This window comes from Lentibacillus sp. (assembly GCF_035301925.1).
Taxonomy (GTDB): Bacteria; Bacillota; Bacilli; order Bacillales; family Amphibacillaceae; genus Lentibacillus.
Genome location: NZ_DATGTI010000150.1, coordinates 21,835 through 38,916, shown reverse-complemented (window position 1 = coordinate 38,916; position 17,082 = coordinate 21,835). Strand labels below are relative to the sequence as shown.

Annotated in this window: 14 protein-coding genes; 10 read left to right on the top strand and 4 right to left on the bottom strand. The window is 44.2% G+C overall.

Translation table 11 applies throughout. The features are described 5' to 3' along the window. Nucleotides 1-228: 228 nt before the first annotated feature. The 3 genes from VK080_RS12400 to VK080_RS12390 form a co-directional block, all read right to left on the bottom strand. A complete protein-coding gene (locus tag VK080_RS12400) occupies nucleotides 229-426 on the bottom strand; it encodes a hypothetical protein (RefSeq protein WP_324225079.1) in 198 nt (65 codons plus the stop codon). Nucleotides 427-532: 106 nt separating this feature from the next. Beyond that, entirely contained in the window at nucleotides 533-1,033 is a 501-nt protein-coding gene (ytrI, locus tag VK080_RS12395; RefSeq protein ID WP_324225078.1) for a sporulation membrane protein YtrI, read from the bottom strand. Beyond that, the gene (locus tag VK080_RS12390; RefSeq protein WP_324225081.1) at nucleotides 1,033-1,365 is read right to left on the bottom strand and encodes a YtrH family sporulation protein; all 333 of its coding nucleotides are present in this window, start codon (nucleotides 1,363-1,365) and stop codon (nucleotides 1,033-1,035) included. The genes ytrI and VK080_RS12390 overlap by 1 nt, the downstream gene beginning before the upstream one ends. A 443-nt stretch (nucleotides 1,366-1,808) precedes the next feature. Here VK080_RS12390 and dnaE point away from each other — a divergent pair, with 443 nt between their 5' ends. From dnaE to VK080_RS12350, 8 genes are all read left to right on the top strand, one after another. After that, nucleotides 1,809-5,171, top strand: coding sequence for a DNA polymerase III subunit alpha (gene dnaE, locus VK080_RS12385; RefSeq protein WP_324225077.1), 3,363 nt, complete (start codon nucleotides 1,809-1,811; stop codon nucleotides 5,169-5,171). Between the two features lie 521 nt (nucleotides 5,172-5,692). Next, nucleotides 5,693-6,931 (top strand): NAD(P)-dependent malic enzyme, encoded by a 1,239-nt coding sequence (locus VK080_RS12380; RefSeq protein ID WP_324225076.1) that lies wholly within the window; start codon nucleotides 5,693-5,695, stop codon nucleotides 6,929-6,931. Between the two features lie 272 nt (nucleotides 6,932-7,203). Continuing rightward, nucleotides 7,204-7,818: a FadR/GntR family transcriptional regulator gene (locus tag VK080_RS12375; RefSeq protein WP_324225080.1), complete on the top strand. Its 615-nt coding sequence runs from the start codon at nucleotides 7,204-7,206 to the stop codon at nucleotides 7,816-7,818. 88 nt (nucleotides 7,819-7,906) lie between these two features. Next, nucleotides 7,907-8,767, top strand: a complete 861-nt coding sequence (gene accD / locus VK080_RS12370) for an acetyl-CoA carboxylase, carboxyltransferase subunit beta (RefSeq protein ID WP_324225075.1) — start codon at nucleotides 7,907-7,909, stop codon at nucleotides 8,765-8,767. After that, nucleotides 8,764-9,720, top strand: a complete 957-nt coding sequence (gene accA / locus VK080_RS12365; RefSeq protein WP_324225074.1) for an acetyl-CoA carboxylase carboxyl transferase subunit alpha — start codon at nucleotides 8,764-8,766, stop codon at nucleotides 9,718-9,720. The genes accD and accA overlap by 4 nt, the downstream gene beginning before the upstream one ends. Nucleotides 9,721-9,840: 120 nt before the next feature. Next, nucleotides 9,841-10,800 (top strand): 6-phosphofructokinase, encoded by a 960-nt coding sequence (gene pfkA / locus VK080_RS12360; RefSeq protein ID WP_324225073.1) that lies wholly within the window; start codon nucleotides 9,841-9,843, stop codon nucleotides 10,798-10,800. A 23-nt stretch (nucleotides 10,801-10,823) separates the two neighbouring features. Then, nucleotides 10,824-12,584, top strand: a complete 1,761-nt coding sequence (gene pyk / locus VK080_RS12355; protein WP_324225072.1) for a pyruvate kinase — start codon at nucleotides 10,824-10,826, stop codon at nucleotides 12,582-12,584. A gap of 39 nt (nucleotides 12,585-12,623) precedes the next feature. After that, on the top strand, nucleotides 12,624-13,013 hold the full coding sequence (locus VK080_RS12350; protein ID WP_324225071.1) for an FxsA family protein: 390 nt from the start codon (nucleotides 12,624-12,626) through the stop codon (nucleotides 13,011-13,013). 1 nt (nucleotide 13,014) lies between these two features. Here the strand turns inward: VK080_RS12350 and ytvI are convergent, their stop codons facing one another. Next, nucleotides 13,015-14,124: a sporulation integral membrane protein YtvI gene (gene ytvI / locus VK080_RS12345; RefSeq protein WP_324225070.1), complete on the bottom strand. Its 1,110-nt coding sequence runs from the start codon at nucleotides 14,122-14,124 to the stop codon at nucleotides 13,015-13,017. 473 nt (nucleotides 14,125-14,597) lie between these two features. Between ytvI and citZ the strand changes: the two genes are divergently transcribed. Continuing rightward, nucleotides 14,598-15,707, top strand: coding sequence for a citrate synthase (citZ, locus tag VK080_RS12340; protein WP_324225069.1), 1,110 nt, complete (start codon nucleotides 14,598-14,600; stop codon nucleotides 15,705-15,707). Between the two features lie 97 nt (nucleotides 15,708-15,804). Further along, a complete protein-coding gene (gene icd, locus VK080_RS12335; RefSeq protein ID WP_324225068.1) occupies nucleotides 15,805-17,076 on the top strand; it encodes an NADP-dependent isocitrate dehydrogenase in 1,272 nt (423 codons plus the stop codon). Nucleotides 17,077-17,082 lie beyond the last annotated feature (6 nt).

The window sequence follows — 17,082 nt, the reverse complement described above, 5'->3', positions numbered from 1 at the left end:
TCCTCGCAGAAAAGATTGCTGCCGCACTGCGGGGTCTCACCTATGCCTCTCATCCCGCAGGAGTCTCCGTATATTTCCTCCGCTAAGGCAACTTATTGTTCACCTTTAGTGTTGGTCATTTTTGTTATGTCCCAGTCTCTTTTGGCATGTAAGACATATATTCAGTTTGTGCATGAGACTTTTGATAATCTGACTGATTTTTGGAGAACAAAGATGAATTAAATGGTTCTAGGAGCTTTTTGCTGCAGGAACAGGGATAAACCAGCATCCGATATTTGTCTGATCGCAAATAACATGGAGGTTTTCCCGCTCAATCCCGCGTTGGATCAGTCGGATTAATTCGAGAGATTCAGCATAGGCCGTTTTTCCTTCTTTCAGCTGGGCAATTTTCTCATCGCGCAATCGTCGTTTGTTGATAACGAGCATCTTAATCCAACCTCCTTTTTGAAAATGAAGTTAACGTGTAATGCTATTATAACTGAAATTTGGCAGAATGTTTGATGATACGTTCAATTTTCACGAAATGTTCATATTAATTGGAAATATCCGCCTCGACTGTAATTTTGACTGTTTGATGGATGATGAGTGTATCGACTGTAAACTGATAAGTGAAATCATCAACCGTGAAGTCCTTATTCTGAATGGTCGCTTTTAATAAACCATCGCTTTCAGAAATGATGGATACATTTTTTCCGATTATATGAATGATTTCCTCTTTTATTAATTCTTCCAGGTCATGTATAATTAAGCTGTCCGGCAGATCTTCTTCATTGTTAATCGTTATTTCAATCGTTTCCACTTTAATTGGTTCTTTCGATTTTTCATCAAGATTTTCATTATCTTCCAGCAATGCTTCATTTTGATTCTTCAGTTCGGTCACCTCTGATTTCAAGTCACGATTTTCTTCCAGAAGCTGTCCATACATTGAACCATGCATATACACAAATATAAAGTAAGCAGTGACTGCACCGACAAATGTTCCGACTAAAAACCGCTGCCATGTTGCTTTTTTATGGTATGGGGGAATATGCATTACCCAACATCCTCCTGAATCAGCCAACTGATTAGGATGAGTCCGGCTTTAACCCCGCCCATAGCTGTCAGAATAAGCATAATTTGTTTGAACAGGTCAAAGGTGGATCCGTCCAAAATACCCTTTTCAAAATTGGCAATGGCATCAAACGTGCCGCCGATTGCTGCTACAATCGCCCAAATCCTCAGTCTGTCTGCAATTCTATTCATTTGGGCGAATGGTGCATCACCTGTTGCAAATGCCCCGATACTGCCGATAATGGCCCCGCCAATAATGACACCAAAAGCTATGAAAAAACAATGAATAAGCTGAGCTATAAACCGTTCCTCCATCATGTTCGCCCCTTGTCGGTATACTAGAGGATGTTCAAAAAGTCCGGTAAAAATGACACATCGAACAGGGGGAGCTTCTGCTAAATACGCCCACGTCAATCGCCAACTGCAGAGGTCACCACAAACAAGAGAAGCCCGCTCCTTGGAAAATAAGAACGCTTTTCCTGCGTGCGAAGTGAATTCAATGGAGCTTTTCTTGTGCTAGAAACTGCGCCGTATCGAACTTTCGACGCGCAGGACGTGCTAGTGCAGGCGCCCGCACAGGACGCCTGAGAACTTAGCCTGCCGGTCCTTTTTATCCGCTTTTTTGAACACGTATTACTAGTAAATTTTATGAGGCTGATGGACAAGATATGTCAGAACGCGAGAAATGTATAAAATGCAGTTTTTATTATGATTAGCTATAATAAGGGCACATACACGGGAAGGAGAAGTGGGGTAGCATGTCATTTACACATTTACAAGTGCGAAGCGGATATAGTTTCATGAACAGCACCATAACCATCGATAAATTGGCTGAAAAGGCGAAGGAAATGGGTTTTGATGCGCTGGCACTGACCGATGAACATGTTTTATATGGTGCTATCCCATTTTATAAAGCATGTCAAAAGAATGGGATAAAGCCGATCATCGGAATGAACGTGACAGTCTTTTACAATGATGGGGATCCGGAATATTGCATCCTTTTGGCAAAAAACAATCAAGGGTATCAAAATTTAATCCGATTAAGCACACAGATTCAGTTATCAAATCAAAACGGCATCGAAATTTCAGAGCTGGCGTCATACAGTAATGATCTGATTTGTATTTTATTGACCGTTGACTCTAAGGCTGGTGCACTATTAATGGATGAACCCCATGATAGGGTGAAGGAATACTTCGATACATCATGGCATATGTTTGACCGGGATGATTTTTATCTTGGCGTACAGGATCATGGTCTAGGACACGAACACAGTATCAACAAGAAAATTAAAGCTTTCCATCAGGCTTATCAGACCAAGGCGGTACTCGTGAATGACGTCCGGTACTTAAACAAGAAAGATGATGCAGCGTATGATTGTTTACGGGCAATGAAACATGATAAAAAATGGCCGCTTCGTATAACCGATCGCACTGTTAAAGCGCGCCATTTGCGATCAGCATCCGAAATGGAGCAGCTGTTTGGAGCTGATTGGCCTGAAGTGGTCGAGGAGACGGGAGTCATTGCGGATAGATGTCACGTTATCCTGGCGTTTGATCAACGCATGCTGCCGTCTTATCCTGTTCCGGAACAGATGGATGCCCATACATATCTCGAGAACATATGCCGGGAAAATGTCAGTCAAAAATATGAGGTTGTGACAGACGAAATAGCAGACCGCTTGGCATATGAACTCAATGTCATTCGATCAATGCAGTTCAGCGACTACTTTTTGATAGTCTGGGATTTTGTTTCCTATGCCAAGGAACAAAACATTTTGGTCGGACCGGGTCGCGGTTCTGCAGCTGGTTCTCTTGTTGCTTATGTACTGGGTATTACAGAAGTTGACCCGATAAAATATGGTTTATTGTTTGAACGGTTTCTGAATCCTGAGCGTGTCACGATGCCCGATATTGACATTGATTTTTCCGATCAAAGAAGGGATGAAGTCATTGATTATGTCCGTGATAAATATGGCAATGATCATGTCGGGCAAATCATTACATTCGGGACGTTTGCAGCAAGATCGCTGTTGCGTGAACTTTTTAAAACAATGGACGTTGATCAGCAGGATGCCTATTTTATATTAAAAGAAATACCTGTTCAGACCAGACAGCCGATTGCCGCTTATGTGAAAGAGTCTCAAGACCTGCAGCAGTATATCAAACAATCGGACAAACTAAAGGTTTTATTTGCCATTGCAGCGAAATTGGAGGGGCTGCCAAGGCATATGTCAACTCATGCTGCCGGTGTCGTTATTAGCGAGGAGCCGCTCGTTGAACATGTCCCACTGACTGTCGGGACTCATGATACACATTTGACACAGTATGCCATGAATGACCTGGAGTCAATCGGTCTATTGAAAATGGATTTTCTGGGGTTGCGCAATTTAACACTGTTGGAAAGAATTTTGCAGACACTCCGTTTTACAGCAAACCAAATAATCACGCTGGAAGATATCCCGGACGAGGATGAAAAGACATACGCCCTTTTGCAGGAAGGCAGAACGAATGGTGTTTTCCAACTGGAATCCCAGGGCATGAAACAAGTTTTGATCCGACTCAGGCCGACAACGTTTGAAGATATTGTGGCGGTGAATGCATTGTTTCGTCCGGGTCCAATGGAAAATATACCGGTTTACATTGACCGGAAGCATGGCAGGGAAAAAGTCGCATATCCGCATCCTGATTTGGAGCCGATCTTGAAAAAAACGTACGGTGTCCTGATTTATCAGGAACAAATTATGCAAATTGCCCATAACATTGCCGGGTTTTCATTGGGACAGGCTGATATTTTGCGCCGGGCAGTGAGCAAAAAACAGCAGCAGGTGATGGATGAGCAGCACGAAATATTTATTCGGGGCTGCCTGGACAACGGCTATACTGCGGATATCGCCGAAGAGATTTTTCAATGGATTGTTAAGTTCTCCAACTATGGTTTCAACCGAAGCCATGCGGTGGCATACAGTAAAATATCCTATCAGCTTGCCTATCTGAAGGCCCATTATCCTGCCAGCTTTTTTGCGGAATTATTGAGTTCTGCAGTGAATCAGCAGGATAAAGCTGATTTGTATATAAAAGAATTGAAGGCGCTGGGTCTCACATTAGCGCCGCCTTCGATCAATAAAAGTTTCGGCAAATACACAGTGGAGGGTCAGCAAATCCGGATGGGCTTTCGGTCCATTAAGGGGATTGGCCGACAGGTGATTAAAGAAATCATCCGAGTACGAAAAGAAGGCGCGTTCAGCAGTTTGTTTGATTTTTGCCTGCGTGTACCGCTGACCGTGATAAACCGCAGAACATTGGAGACGCTGATCATGGCCGGTGCTTTCGATGAACTTCATGATAATCGGGCCAGTCTTTTAGCATCGATAGATCAAGCCATGGAACAAGGGGAGCTGTTTAAAGAATTCGGCGGACAATCCAGTTTGTTTCAGGATAAGCTTAATCTGGAAGAAAGCTATGTTGAGATGGAAGATTTCAGTCTGATGAAGAAACTGGCCGATGAGAAAGAGCTGCTCGGAATTTATGTATCCAGCCATCCATTTCATAAATACCGTGGCGTGTTAAGGGCAAATGGCTATATAACGATGCTGGATGCACAAAAACTGGTCGGAAAACGGAACCTGAAAGGCGCCGGAATCGTACAAGCGATTAAAACAATCCGTACCAAACGCGGCGATCCAATGGCATTCCTGACGGTCAATGATGAAACAGGTGACATGGAGGCGGTCGTCTTTCCTGATTTGTACAGGGACGTTCATCGCTGGCTGTCAGAGGAGATGCTCGTGACATTCACTGGGAAAGTTGAAAGCCGGAATAACCAGCTACAGTGGATCATGTCTGATATGGAAGTGTTCAACGAGCAGGAATGGGTGATAAATGAACATCAACGTTTATTCATTAAAATAACGGATGATAATAGCAAAAATGTATTGGCAATCATTCAAAACATCGCAAACCAAAATCGCGGCAGGACACCAATCATCGTGTATGACCAGGAAGCAAAGAAAACGTACCAGCTGTCAAATGAATACTTGGTTCATCCGAACGATACTTGCCTTAAGTTACTAAGAGATCATTTTGGTGAAGACAATGTCGTGCTGGATACGATCAAACAGTGAAGTACATTCAGTGGAGAAAAGCACTCCCTGAATGCAGTTTCGCTTTACCCCGCATGTAATGGTCAGTAACCCGCCAGAGTACGGCGGCAAACTGACCTTAAATGCCCGATTCGGCTCGGGCCTGCAGGAAGCAGGTCACAAAGGCGTTGCGACAGGACGTCGCGAACTTAGCCTTTGTTCCCCTTATTCAACAGGGATAGAACGCCCTGTTGAATGCAGTTTCGCTTTACCCCGCATGTAATGGTCAGTAACCCGCCAAAAGACGGCGGCAAACTGACCTTAAATGCCCGATTCGGCTCAACTAACATTCAACAGGGATAGAACGCCCTGTTGAATGAAGTTTCGCTTTATCCTTTACATAGACAAGTCATTTGTTATAATGAAGTCATTAAGTGGTCAGACCACCTTGACGATTTGACTTCCAAAGGATTTGTATGACTTCTGTGCTGTTGCTTACAATGTGGATTGTTTCAGCAGAGGTAGGTGACATTTTGGGGCTATCTTATAAAGGAGTGAGCAGTGTGGCAAATTTAAGAGACGAAGCGTTGCATATCCATAAAGTGAAGAAAGGAAAACTTTCAACGGAAGCAAAAGTCCCCGTACGTAATGAACGGGATCTAAGCTTAGCCTATTCCCCCGGTGTGGCTGAGCCATGTAAAGAGATTTATGACCGCAAAGGTGCCGTCTATGATTACACAATGAAGGGTAATACGGTTGCCGTTGTCAGTAATGGGTCAGCTGTTCTGGGGTTGGGCAATATCGGACCCGAGGCGGCACTGCCCGTAATGGAAGGTAAGTCCGTCCTGTTCAAAAGCTTTGCAGGGGTCGATTCTTTTCCGATTTGCCTCGAATCACATGAGGTCGATAAGATTGTTGAGACGGTTAAATTGATGCAGCCGACGTTTGGCGGGGTCAACCTTGAAGATATCGCAGCCCCAGACTGCTTCATTATTGAAGAACGGCTGAAAAAGGAAACCAATATCCCGATTTTCCACGATGATCAGCATGGAACAGCAATTGTCACTGCTGCGGGGCTGATCAATGCGCTGAAACTATCCGGAAAGTCGTTCTCTGATATTAGGGTCGTAGCTAATGGTGCTGGTGCTGCTGGGATAGCTATTATAAAATTATTGTATCACTTTGGTGTGCGCGACATGATCATGTGTGATTCAAAAGGTGCCATTTTTGAGGGCAGGTCATATGGCATGAACGAAACCAAGGAAGAAGTCGCCAAAATGACCAACAAGGACAATAAAGAAGGATCGCTGGATGACATATTGGAAGATGCTGATGTCTTCATCGGTGTTTCTGCCGCCGGCTTATTATCGAAAGAAATGGTACAAAAAATGAACGACGACCCGATTATTTTTGCGATGGCAAACCCTGATCCGGAAATCTTACCGGAAGACGCAAAAGAGGCAGGAGTCAAAGTTATTGGCACTGGCCGTTCCGATTATCCAAACCAGGTCAATAATGTACTTGCATTTCCTGGTATTTTCAGAGGGGCATTGGATGTCAGAGCAACGCGTATCAATGAAAGAATGAAGATCGCTGCCGCCGAGGCCATTGCGTCACTTATAACCGATGATGAGTTAACAGAGGATTATGTTATACCAGGTCCGTTTGACCCGAGAGTTGCACCCTTGGTAGCGGCCCATGTCGCCCGCGCTGCCATGGAATCAGGTGTGGCCAGAATCGAAGTTGATCCCGAAACGGTTGCCGAAAAAACGAGAAGGCTGACACAAATTGATGAGGCATAAAACCTCTTACAATGCGTGTTCAAAAAGGAGAATAAAAAGGACCGGACGGCTAAGTTCTCAGGCGTCCTGTGCGGGCGCCGGCACTAGCACGTCAATCGCATCGAGAAATTTCGAGGCGGCGCAGTTCGAATCGCGGGCTTCTCTTGTTTGTGGTGACTTTTGCAGTTGGCGATTGACGTGGGCGTATTTAGCAGAAGGTCCTCTATTCGATGCGCCATCTTTACCGGACTTTTTGAACAACCTTTCTTAAAGGAGTGACTGCGGCTGTGTCCATGTCACCAAAGCAAAAAGTTTATCAAGGGGTTTTACAGGAGCTCCGCAAGTATATCGACAATCATGATTTGCAGCCAGGCGATAAACTTCCATCTGAACGGGAACTTTCTGAAAAACTGCACGCTGGGAGATCCTCAGTCCGTGAAGCACTAAGGGCAATGGAGTTATTGGGTCTGATTGAAACAAGGCATGGAGAAGGCACATTTTTGAGTCAATATCGCCCGTATCACTCGGTGGAAGTGCTTTCATCTTTTATCCTGCAGGGCGCCAATACAAAAAACGACTTGTTATTTGCCAAAAAAATTATTGAAAAAGAAGCGGCCAGAATTGCATATGATCATATGACTGAAGATGATATCAAGGAATTGGACGGGATTATTCAAGACAAGACGTTAAACAACAATGAGAAGCATGTGGCTTTTTTTCAGTATTTATTTTATAAAACGGACAACCTGCTGCTCGCCAGGGTATGGCAGCTGATGGATGAGTTTTCCTATACCATTTCCAGTCTTTCTTACAATCGATCATTTTATTTGGAGCTTATCAAGCTTTATCAATCGCATAATTATGGTGACATAGAAGAACTATTTGATACATTGCCGGCAAGAAAATGAATTCCGGTTTTTCGCTGGAGAGACGGAATGCCAGCTGAGATTTTATTGTAATGCTTGCCCTGCTGTTGTTAAAAAAGGAGGAGTTTCCTTGCTTAAGGATTTTTTTGGCAAGAAAAAGAAATATGCTACCATTCCAAGCGAACAAAGCAAGCTAGATATTCCTGAAGGGTTAATGAAAAAATGCAGTCATTGTCATAAAATCTATTATCGAAAAGAAATCAACAAAAATATCAATGTTTGTCCAAACTGCGATTACCATCATCCGCTGACAGCCTGGGAACGGATTGACAGTTTATTTGATGCTGGATCGTTTGAGGAATGGGATAAGGAGCTTACAACAACAAATCCGTTACAATTTCCCGACTATGAAGAAAAAATCGAAAAGGACCGGCATAAAACCGGGCTAAATGAAGGTGTTGTGACCGGGAAAGGTTCGATTGACGGACAAATGACTGCTTTTAGTGTCATGGATTCCAGTTTCCGGATGGGAAGTATGGGATCGGTCGTTGGCGAAAAGATTGCCCGTGCAATTGAGAAAGCCAATCAACAGTCACTTCCGCTCATTATCTTTACCGCTTCGGGTGGTGCAAGGATGCAGGAAGGTGTTTTAAGCCTGATGCAAATGGCTAAAACATCTGTTGCTGTGAAACGCTTTTCCGAAGCAGGCGGTCTGATGATATCCGTGATGACCCACCCGACCACTGGCGGTGTATCTGCAAGCTTCGCATCGGTTGGAGATTATAATTTTGCTGAACCGAGGGCACTGATTGGTTTTGCCGGCCGCCGTATTATTGAGCAGACAATCCGGGAAAAGCTCCCGGATGATTTTCAGACAGCTGAATTCCTATTAAAGCATGGCCAGCTGGATAAGGTTATTCATCGGCATGAATTGAAGTCCCTCCTTTCAAAATTGCTTTCCATGCACCAGAAAGGCGGGGACGTTTCATGAAACACGTGCTGGATTTTGAAAAACCGATTGCCGATTTAAGAGAAAAAATCACCGAGCTAAAGACGTATACAGCAGACAGTGACATCGATTTGACGGACGAAATCAGGACACTTGAACAACGGCTGGAATCTTTGGAAAACGATATATATGGGAATTTACAGCCATGGCAGCGTGTTCAAATGGCAAGGCATCAAGACCGGCCGACGACACTTGATTATGTCGACCGGTTATTTACGGACTTTATTGAATTTCATGGAGATCGATTATATGGTGATGATAAAGCAATTGTGTCCGGCATTGCACTGTATAAGGATTACCCTGTAACCGTTATAGGCCATCAGCGGGGCAAAGATACGAAAGAAAATGTTCGCCGTAACTTTGGCATGCCGCATCCGGAAGGGTACCGAAAGGCATTAAGACATATGCGTCAGGCAGAGAAATTCAAGCGGCCAATCATATGTTTCATTGATACGAAAGGCGCCTATCCGGGGAAAGCTGCCGAGGAACGCGGACAGAGTGAGGCAATTGCCAAAAACCTGATGGAGATGGCCGGTCTGAGTGTCCCAATCATCTGTATCGTTATTGGTGAAGGCGGAAGTGGCGGTGCACTCGGACTGGGTGTCGGTGATCGGATTCATATGCTGGAGAACGCTACCTATTCGGTCATTTCGCCTGAAGGGGCAGCGGCATTGCTTTGGAAAGATTCCGGTCTGGCAAAACAGGCTGCAGAAAATATGAAAATAACAGCAAATGATTTGAAAGAGCTTGATATTGTTGACGACATTATACCGGAACCCAGAGGCGGTGCCCATCGTGATATTGAGACCCAGTCTCATAATATTGATGCTGTACTGGCCAATTCACTAAAAGAATTGATGGACGTCCCTTCAGATGAATTGCTTGAAAAAAGATGGGAAAAATACCAAAAAATTGGTGATTATAAACAGCTTTAAATGGCCTGGTTAGGAGGTTGACTCGAGTCAGCCTCTTTTGCACTTTTGACTGAAATAATTGATATTTTTGCTGATTCCAATTATCTTGGAAGTAGTGACAACATGATGTGAGGTGAAAGCATGAAGAAGATCGGTGTTTTGACAAGCGGCGGTGATGCCCCGGGTATGAATGCGGCAATCCGCGCAGTTGTACGAAAAGCGATTTACCATAACATCGAGATATATGGCATCAAAAACGGATTCCAGGGTCTGATTGACGGTCATATCGAACAAATGAATATTGGTTCTGTCGGTGATATTATTCAGCGCGGTGGTACAATATTGCGTTCCGCCAGATGTGAGGAATTTAAAACAGATGAAGGTCAGAACAAAGGTGTTAAGCAGATGAAAAAGTACGGAATTGAAGGCTTGATTGTAATCGGTGGCGATGGTAGTTTTCGCGGTGCCCAAAAACTGACTGAAAAAGGATATCCTTGTATCGGTGTTCCAGGCACCATTGATAATGATATTGCCGGTACTGATTTCACAATTGGGTTTGATACGGCACTGAATACCGTGATTGAAGCAATTGACAAAATACGTGATACCGCTTCGTCACACGAACGGACATTCATCATCGAAGTTATGGGAAGAGATGCCGGAGACCTCGCGCTTTGGGCTGGTCTTGCCGATGGTGCGGAAAGTATTCTTATCCCGGAAAAGAAAGACGAGCTGGAGGAGATTATTGAACGTCTCAAACGCGGTCAGGAACGAGGCAAAAAACATAGCATTATTATTCTTGCAGAAGGTGTCGGAAGTGGATTTGACTATGCTGAAAAAATAAAGGAAACAGCTGATCTAAAGACACGTGTGACCGTATTGGGTCACATCCAGCGTGGCGGATCTCCAACGGCATCCGATCGTGTGCTGGCAAGCCGGCTTGGTGCCCAGGCAGTTAGTTTACTGCTGAATGGTAAAGCCGGAAAGATTGCGGGCATACAAAATAACCAATTGGTCAGCCATGATATTTCTGAAATATTGGGCCAAAAACATGTGATTGACATGGACATGTATCAATTATCCAAAGAACTGTCGATATGATAATGGAAAAGGAGGCGCAGGAGATGCGGAAAACAAAAATCGTATGTACGATCGGTCCTGCATCGGAATCAGTTGAAACACTGATACAGCTGATTGAAAGCGGCATGAATGTTGCTCGATTGAATTTTTCCCATGGTGACCTTGAAGAACATGGACGCCGAATTCAAAATATCCGGGAAGCGGCGGCGAAAACCGGCAAAACCATTGCGATTCTTCTGGATACAAAAGGTCCTGAAATTAGAACAGGCACATTCAAACATGGTGAGGCTGAAATTGTCAAAGACAGTATCGTCCATGTAACCATGCATGAAACGGAAGGCACTGCTGAACGCTTTTCCGTTACGTACGCCGGGCTGATTGATGATGTTCATCCTGGTTCTAAAATACTGCTTGATGATGGCCTGATTGAGCTGGAGATACTGGATATTGATCATGAAAATAAAGAATTAAAAACCAAGGCACTGAATTCCGGCATTATTGAGAACAAAAAAGGTGTTAATGTTCCGAATGTCAGTGTGAATTTACCCGGTATCACAGAAAAGGATGCACAGGATATCAAGTTTGGCATTGAACAGGGTGTTGATTTTATCGCGGCATCGTTCGTGCGGCGTCCATCCGATATATTGGAAATACAGGAATTGCTTGAAGAAAATGATGCAACACACATTAAAATCATTCCGAAAATCGAAAATCAGGAAGGGATTGATAATATTGATGCCATCCTGGAAGTGAGTAATGGGCTGATGGTTGCCCGTGGTGATCTTGGTGTGGAAACGCCGGCTGAAGATGTACCGCTTATGCAAAAAAAGCTGATTACTAAGTGTAATACAGTCGGAAAACCCGTTATCACGGCTACCCAAATGCTTGATTCCATGCAGCGTAATCCGCGGCCGACCAGAGCCGAGGCATCAGATGTGGCGAATGCAATTTTTGACGGAACGGATGCCATTATGCTTTCAGGTGAAACAGCTGCAGGGGAATATCCGGTTGAGTCGGTGCAAACGATGAGCAGCATTGCATTAAAGGCTGAAACGGCACTGGATCATGAGATGATTCTGGATAACCGGTCGAAGTCTGTTGATATGACCATAACAGATGCCATCAGCCAATCGGTTACACACACGGCGATGAACTTATCGGTCAGTGCGATTATCACACCAACGGAGAGCGGACATACCGCAAGAATGATTTCAAAGTATCGTCCGGAAGCTCCTATTATTGCCGTAACATTTCATGAAAGTGTGAACCGTCAACTGTCACTCGTATGGGGTGTACATGCTGTTATGGGCAGCAAAGCAGGCTCAACGGATGAAATGCTGGATATTGCGATTGATCAAGGTTTAAGTACCAACCTGTTCGAACGCGGCAGCAGAGTGATTATAACGGCTGGTGTGCCAATTGGCGAAAGCGGCACGACCAATTTAATGAAGGTTCATGTGATTGGTGATGTCATGGCGAAAGGCCAGGGTGTTGGCCGTGGCAGTGCGTATGGCAGAGCTGTCGTTGCCAAAAGCGCTTCGGAAGCAATCGAGAAAATCTCCGAAAATGATATTCTCGTCACTTATGGCACAGATCGTGATATGATGAAAGCAGTGGAAAAAGCAGCCGGTATTGTAACAGAAGAAGGCGGCCTGACCTCTCATGCCGCCGTTGTGGGGCTGAGTCTTGGCATACCGGTTATCGTCGGTGTCAAAGATGTATTTGACATAATGGCGGATGGGGCATACATTACGATTGACGGTGCAAAAGGTGACATTTATGAGGGACACGCACGCGTCCTGTAGTGATTTTTCAAAGTTTCAGATTTAAAAAGGGGGCATAAAATGCGTTGGTTGCTGCTTGCTTTCATAATCGTACCTGCAGCTGAAATTGGTGTGTTTATTTGGGCTGGAGGCATTATTGGCCCGTGGTGGGTTATTGGGCTAATCATTTTTACCGGTATTGTGGGTGTATCTCTTGCACGAAAAGAAGGGTTTGAAGCCTGGAGGAGGGGACAGACGGCGATAAATTATGGACAGCCGCCAGGTGATGCCATTATCGATGGTATTTGCATTTTTATTGGCGGCGTTTTCCTGTTTGCCCCCGGATTCATTACCGACATTATTGGGTTTGTTTTAGTGCTGCCATTCACGCGTGATCCCTTTAAAAGAATGCTGGAAAGGCTTTTTCGCAAATGGGCGGAAAAGGGTACAATCATTTACCGCAGATGGTAAATCAGGAACCTTTTATGAACCGCCCGACCTGATGAAAGACACCTGCCCGAAAAAATGCATGACCGATAATCACAACCAATGGCGCAAGGAAAAGCCCAAATGCTCCCCATATCTGAATGCCAATAAAGAGGGCAATCAGAACTGCGAGCGGATTCAGTCCCGCATTGTCCGATACAATCTTTGGTTCGAGCAGCTGCCGCTGAATAACGACAATCATATAAAGAACGGATAACGCAATGGTCAACGCATAGTCGGCTGTTAAAAATGTATAAATAATCCACGGTACAAAAATGATACCTGTTCCGATGAAAGGAAGGATATCTGCCAGTGCCGCAATCAGTGCAATCGTTAATGCATACTCAACCCGCATTAGCAAAAGCCCCGCAAATATTGTCAATGCGGTTATCGAGATAAGGCGTAATTGTGCCTTCAATAAACCGGATAATGCTTTTTGCATATGTTTCCAAACGTTGCCGATTGAATGAAGCACATTTTGGGGGATCATTTTTTTAGTATGATTGATAAGCCGATGCCAATCTTTTGTTATGAAAAAGGCTGCCATGATAATAAAAAGAAAAATTGTGATGGACCCGGGCAGTAACGATAAAGCAGCTGGTATTTGCAGTAAAAGATTTTGCAGGATACCGGTACTGAATGAAGCAAACTGATTAATGGCATCATGAATACTTTCATTAATGTTTGCCTGCTGGTCTGGGCTTAGTGTATGCACGTAAGACGCAAGCTTATGGTACAATGGCAGCAGCTGTTCATTTATCATTTTTTCCAAAACCGATACGAATGTGCGGAAATAATCAGGAACATGTTTTGCCATGTAAGTGGTGCCTTGCATCAGTTCTGAAATCAGCAGGATCATACACCCCAATAAGGCTGTTACTGTCAATAGAAGTACGGTAAATACAGCGAAACCGCGGGGCATTTTTATGGCGTTCTCCAGGAATGTAACCACCGGGTTGAGAAACAATGAAAGCATGATTGCCAGCAAAAACGGGTAAATATATGGGAAAATAAATTGGATGACTAAAAACATAACAATAACGGATAATATAACTAAGCAAAACCGCAAGAGCTGGTAGATCCTATGGTTGTACACTCAGAACGCCCCCCATATACGACAGAATCAAGCCTGTACTATGTACATATGACGACAAACAAAAAAATAGACTTGGGACAGAATTTTCGGGTATGAGGAAAGAATTAACCTTATAAGTGTTGTTGTTGATGCAAAAAAATATTGCTGAATTTAATCGTTTTCAATTCACATAAGTCAAATAATACTTTATAATTGGCTATGGGGATGACAATGTGTTTATAAAAATATTGTCAAATTACTTTATCCCGCATGAAACGGTCAGTAACCCGCCGAAATACAGCGGCTGACTGCCCGTAAATCTCCGATTCGGCTCGGGCCTGCACGATGCAGGTCACAAAGGCGTTGCAACACGATGTTGCGCTTTTAGCCTTTGTTCCCCTTTTCAGCGGAAAAAAAATCGTTCCGCAGAATGAAAGTTTTGCTTTAACCTAAGTTAATGAACAACAATTAATAGAAAAAGGAGAGGGTTTGTTATGGCAAAAGGGTTAGAAGGGGTTGTCGCAACTGAATCATCCATCAGTTCGATCATTGATGACCAGCTGACTTACGTAGGCTATACAATCGATGACCTGGCGGAGAATTCCAGTTTTGAAGAAGTTGTCTATCTGTTATGGCATTTAAAATTGCCGACAAAAGCAGAGCTTGATGAATTTAAATCTGACCTGGCAGCTGAGATGGAAATTCCGCAAGCAATTATTGATCATTTGCGTTCATATGATTTGTCAAGTGTCCATCCAATGGCGGCCTTGCGCTCAGCTGTATCGATTTTGGGGCTGCATGATGAAGAAGCCGACGTGATGGATCAAGCCGCTAATAAGCGAAAGGCGATTCGTCTCCAGGCAAAAATAGCTACCATTGTGACAGCTTTCGCCCGTATACGCAAAGGTGAGGACCCGGTTAAGCCGAAAAGAGATTTGAGTTATGCGGCTAACTTCCTGTACATGCTGAATGGTGAGGAACCAAATGATGTTGAAGAAGAAGCCATCAATAAGGCACTCATTCTGCATGCTGATCATGAACTGAATGCCTCAACATTTACAGCCCGGGTTTGTGTCGCGACACTGTCCGATATTTATTCCGGTATAACAGCCGCAATCGGTGCGTTAAAAGGACCGCTTCATGGTGGTGCTAACGAACGCGTCATGGCGATGCTGACAGAAATCGGCGAAGAGGAAAATGCGATTTCCTACATTAAAGATAAAATTGCCAACAAAGAAAAAATAATGGGCATGGGACATCGTGTCTATAAAAACGGTGATCCGCGTGCTAAGTACCTGAAGCAAATGTCGAAAGAATTAACGAAAACCACCGGGCAGCCAAAATGGTACAATATGTCCGTTAAAATTGAAGAATTCATCAAAGAGGAAAAAGGACTGCCTGCCAACGTGGACTTCTATTCAGCATCTGTATACCACAGTCTGGGCATTGACCACGACTTGTTTACACCAATCTTTGCAACAAGCCGTGTCTCCGGATGGCTGGCGCATATACTCGAACAATATGATAACAATCGTCTGATTCGTCCGCGCGCTGAATATGTCGGACCAAAAACACAGAAATACGTGCCTATCGAGGACCGCTAGAAGAAATGGCAAATTCAGTGGAGAAAAGCGCTCCACTGAATGAATTTTCACTATATGATACACTAATGATGATAAGGATAACAGGAGGTATTTTTTTATGGCACAAGGTGAAAAGATCACTGTTGAAAATGGCAAGATGAATGTACCGAATCGCCCGGTCATTCCATTTATTGAAGGTGACGGGACAGGCCCTGATATTTGGGCTGCTGCACGACGTGTTATCGAAGCTGCCGTAGATAAAGCATATAATGGTGAAAAAGCAATCGACTGGAAGGAAGTTTATGCCGGTCAAAAAGCTTACGACAAAACCGGAGAATGGCTGCCGGATGACACGCTTAAAACGATTGATGAATATAAAATCGCGATTAAAGGTCCACTTACAACACCAATCGGCGGCGGTATCCGTTCACTGAACGTTGCATTGCGTCAGGAGCTGGATTTATTTACTTGTCTTCGCCCTGTCCGTTATTTCACTGGTGTCCCATCACCGGTCAAGAACCCGGAAGATGTGGATATGGCCATTTTCCGTGAAAATACAGAGGATATTTACGCTGGAATCGAATGGCAAAAAGGCTCTGACGACGTGAAAAAAGTTATTGACTTCCTGCAAAGCGAAATGGGTGTCAATAATATCCGTTTCCCTGAGACATCCGGAATCGGTGTGAAACCGGTATCGGAGGAAGGCACCAAGCGTCTGGTGCGGGCTGCCATTGAGTACGCACTTAATGAAGGACGCAAAAGTGTTACTTTAGTACATAAAGGTAACATCATGAAATTTACAGAAGGATCATTTAAAGCATGGGGTTATGAAGTTGCTGAGGAGGAATATGGCGACAAGGTATTCACATGGGCCGAGTATGATCGTATCGTTGAAAAAGAAGGAAAAGATGTGGCCAACAAAGCGCAGGACGAAGCAGTTGCTGCAGGCAAGCTGCTTGTCAAAGATGCAATTGCTGACATCTTCCTGCAACAGATTCTGACGCGTCCGAAAGAATTTGATGTTGTTGCCACCATGAACCTGAATGGCGACTATATTTCCGACGCACTGGCTGCACAAGTCGGCGGAATTGGTATTGCTCCGGGAGCAAATATCAACTATGATACCGGCCATGCGATTTTTGAAGCAACTCATGGTACAGCTCCTAAATATGCTGGCATGGATAAAGTGAACCCATCCTCTGTCATCCTTTCCGCTGTACTGATGCTTGAACATCTGGAATGGAGAGAAGCAGCCAATCTGATTACAAAAGCGATGGATAAAACGATTGCCTCCAAAGTGGTCACATATGACTTCGCCCGTATGATGGATGGTGCTACCGAAGTAAAAACAAGCGAATTCGGCGATGAACTGATCAAAAATATGGACTGATCCAAG

What these genes read in the sequence shown, in the direction of transcription:
- VK080_RS12400 (WP_324225079.1), bottom strand. Translation starts at nt 426, where the DNA reads ATGCTCGTTATCAACAAACGACGATTGCGCGATGAGAAAATTGCCCAG.
- ytrI (WP_324225078.1), bottom strand. Translation starts at nt 1,033, where the DNA reads ATGCATATTCCCCCATACCATAAAAAAGCAACATGGCAGCGGTTTTTA.
- VK080_RS12390 (WP_324225081.1), bottom strand. Translation starts at nt 1,365, where the DNA reads ATGGAGGAACGGTTTATAGCTCAGCTTATTCATTGTTTTTTCATAGCT.
- dnaE (WP_324225077.1), top strand. Translation starts at nt 1,809, where the DNA reads ATGTCATTTACACATTTACAAGTGCGAAGCGGATATAGTTTCATGAAC.
- VK080_RS12375 (WP_324225080.1), top strand. Translation starts at nt 7,204, where the DNA reads ATGTCACCAAAGCAAAAAGTTTATCAAGGGGTTTTACAGGAGCTCCGC.
- accA (WP_324225074.1), top strand. Translation starts at nt 8,764, where the DNA reads ATGAAACACGTGCTGGATTTTGAAAAACCGATTGCCGATTTAAGAGAA.
- pfkA (WP_324225073.1), top strand. Translation starts at nt 9,841, where the DNA reads ATGAAGAAGATCGGTGTTTTGACAAGCGGCGGTGATGCCCCGGGTATG.
- pyk (WP_324225072.1), top strand. Translation starts at nt 10,824, where the DNA reads ATGCGGAAAACAAAAATCGTATGTACGATCGGTCCTGCATCGGAATCA.
- VK080_RS12350 (WP_324225071.1), top strand. Translation starts at nt 12,624, where the DNA reads ATGCGTTGGTTGCTGCTTGCTTTCATAATCGTACCTGCAGCTGAAATT.
- citZ (WP_324225069.1), top strand. Translation starts at nt 14,598, where the DNA reads ATGGCAAAAGGGTTAGAAGGGGTTGTCGCAACTGAATCATCCATCAGT.
- icd (WP_324225068.1), top strand. Translation starts at nt 15,805, where the DNA reads ATGGCACAAGGTGAAAAGATCACTGTTGAAAATGGCAAGATGAATGTA.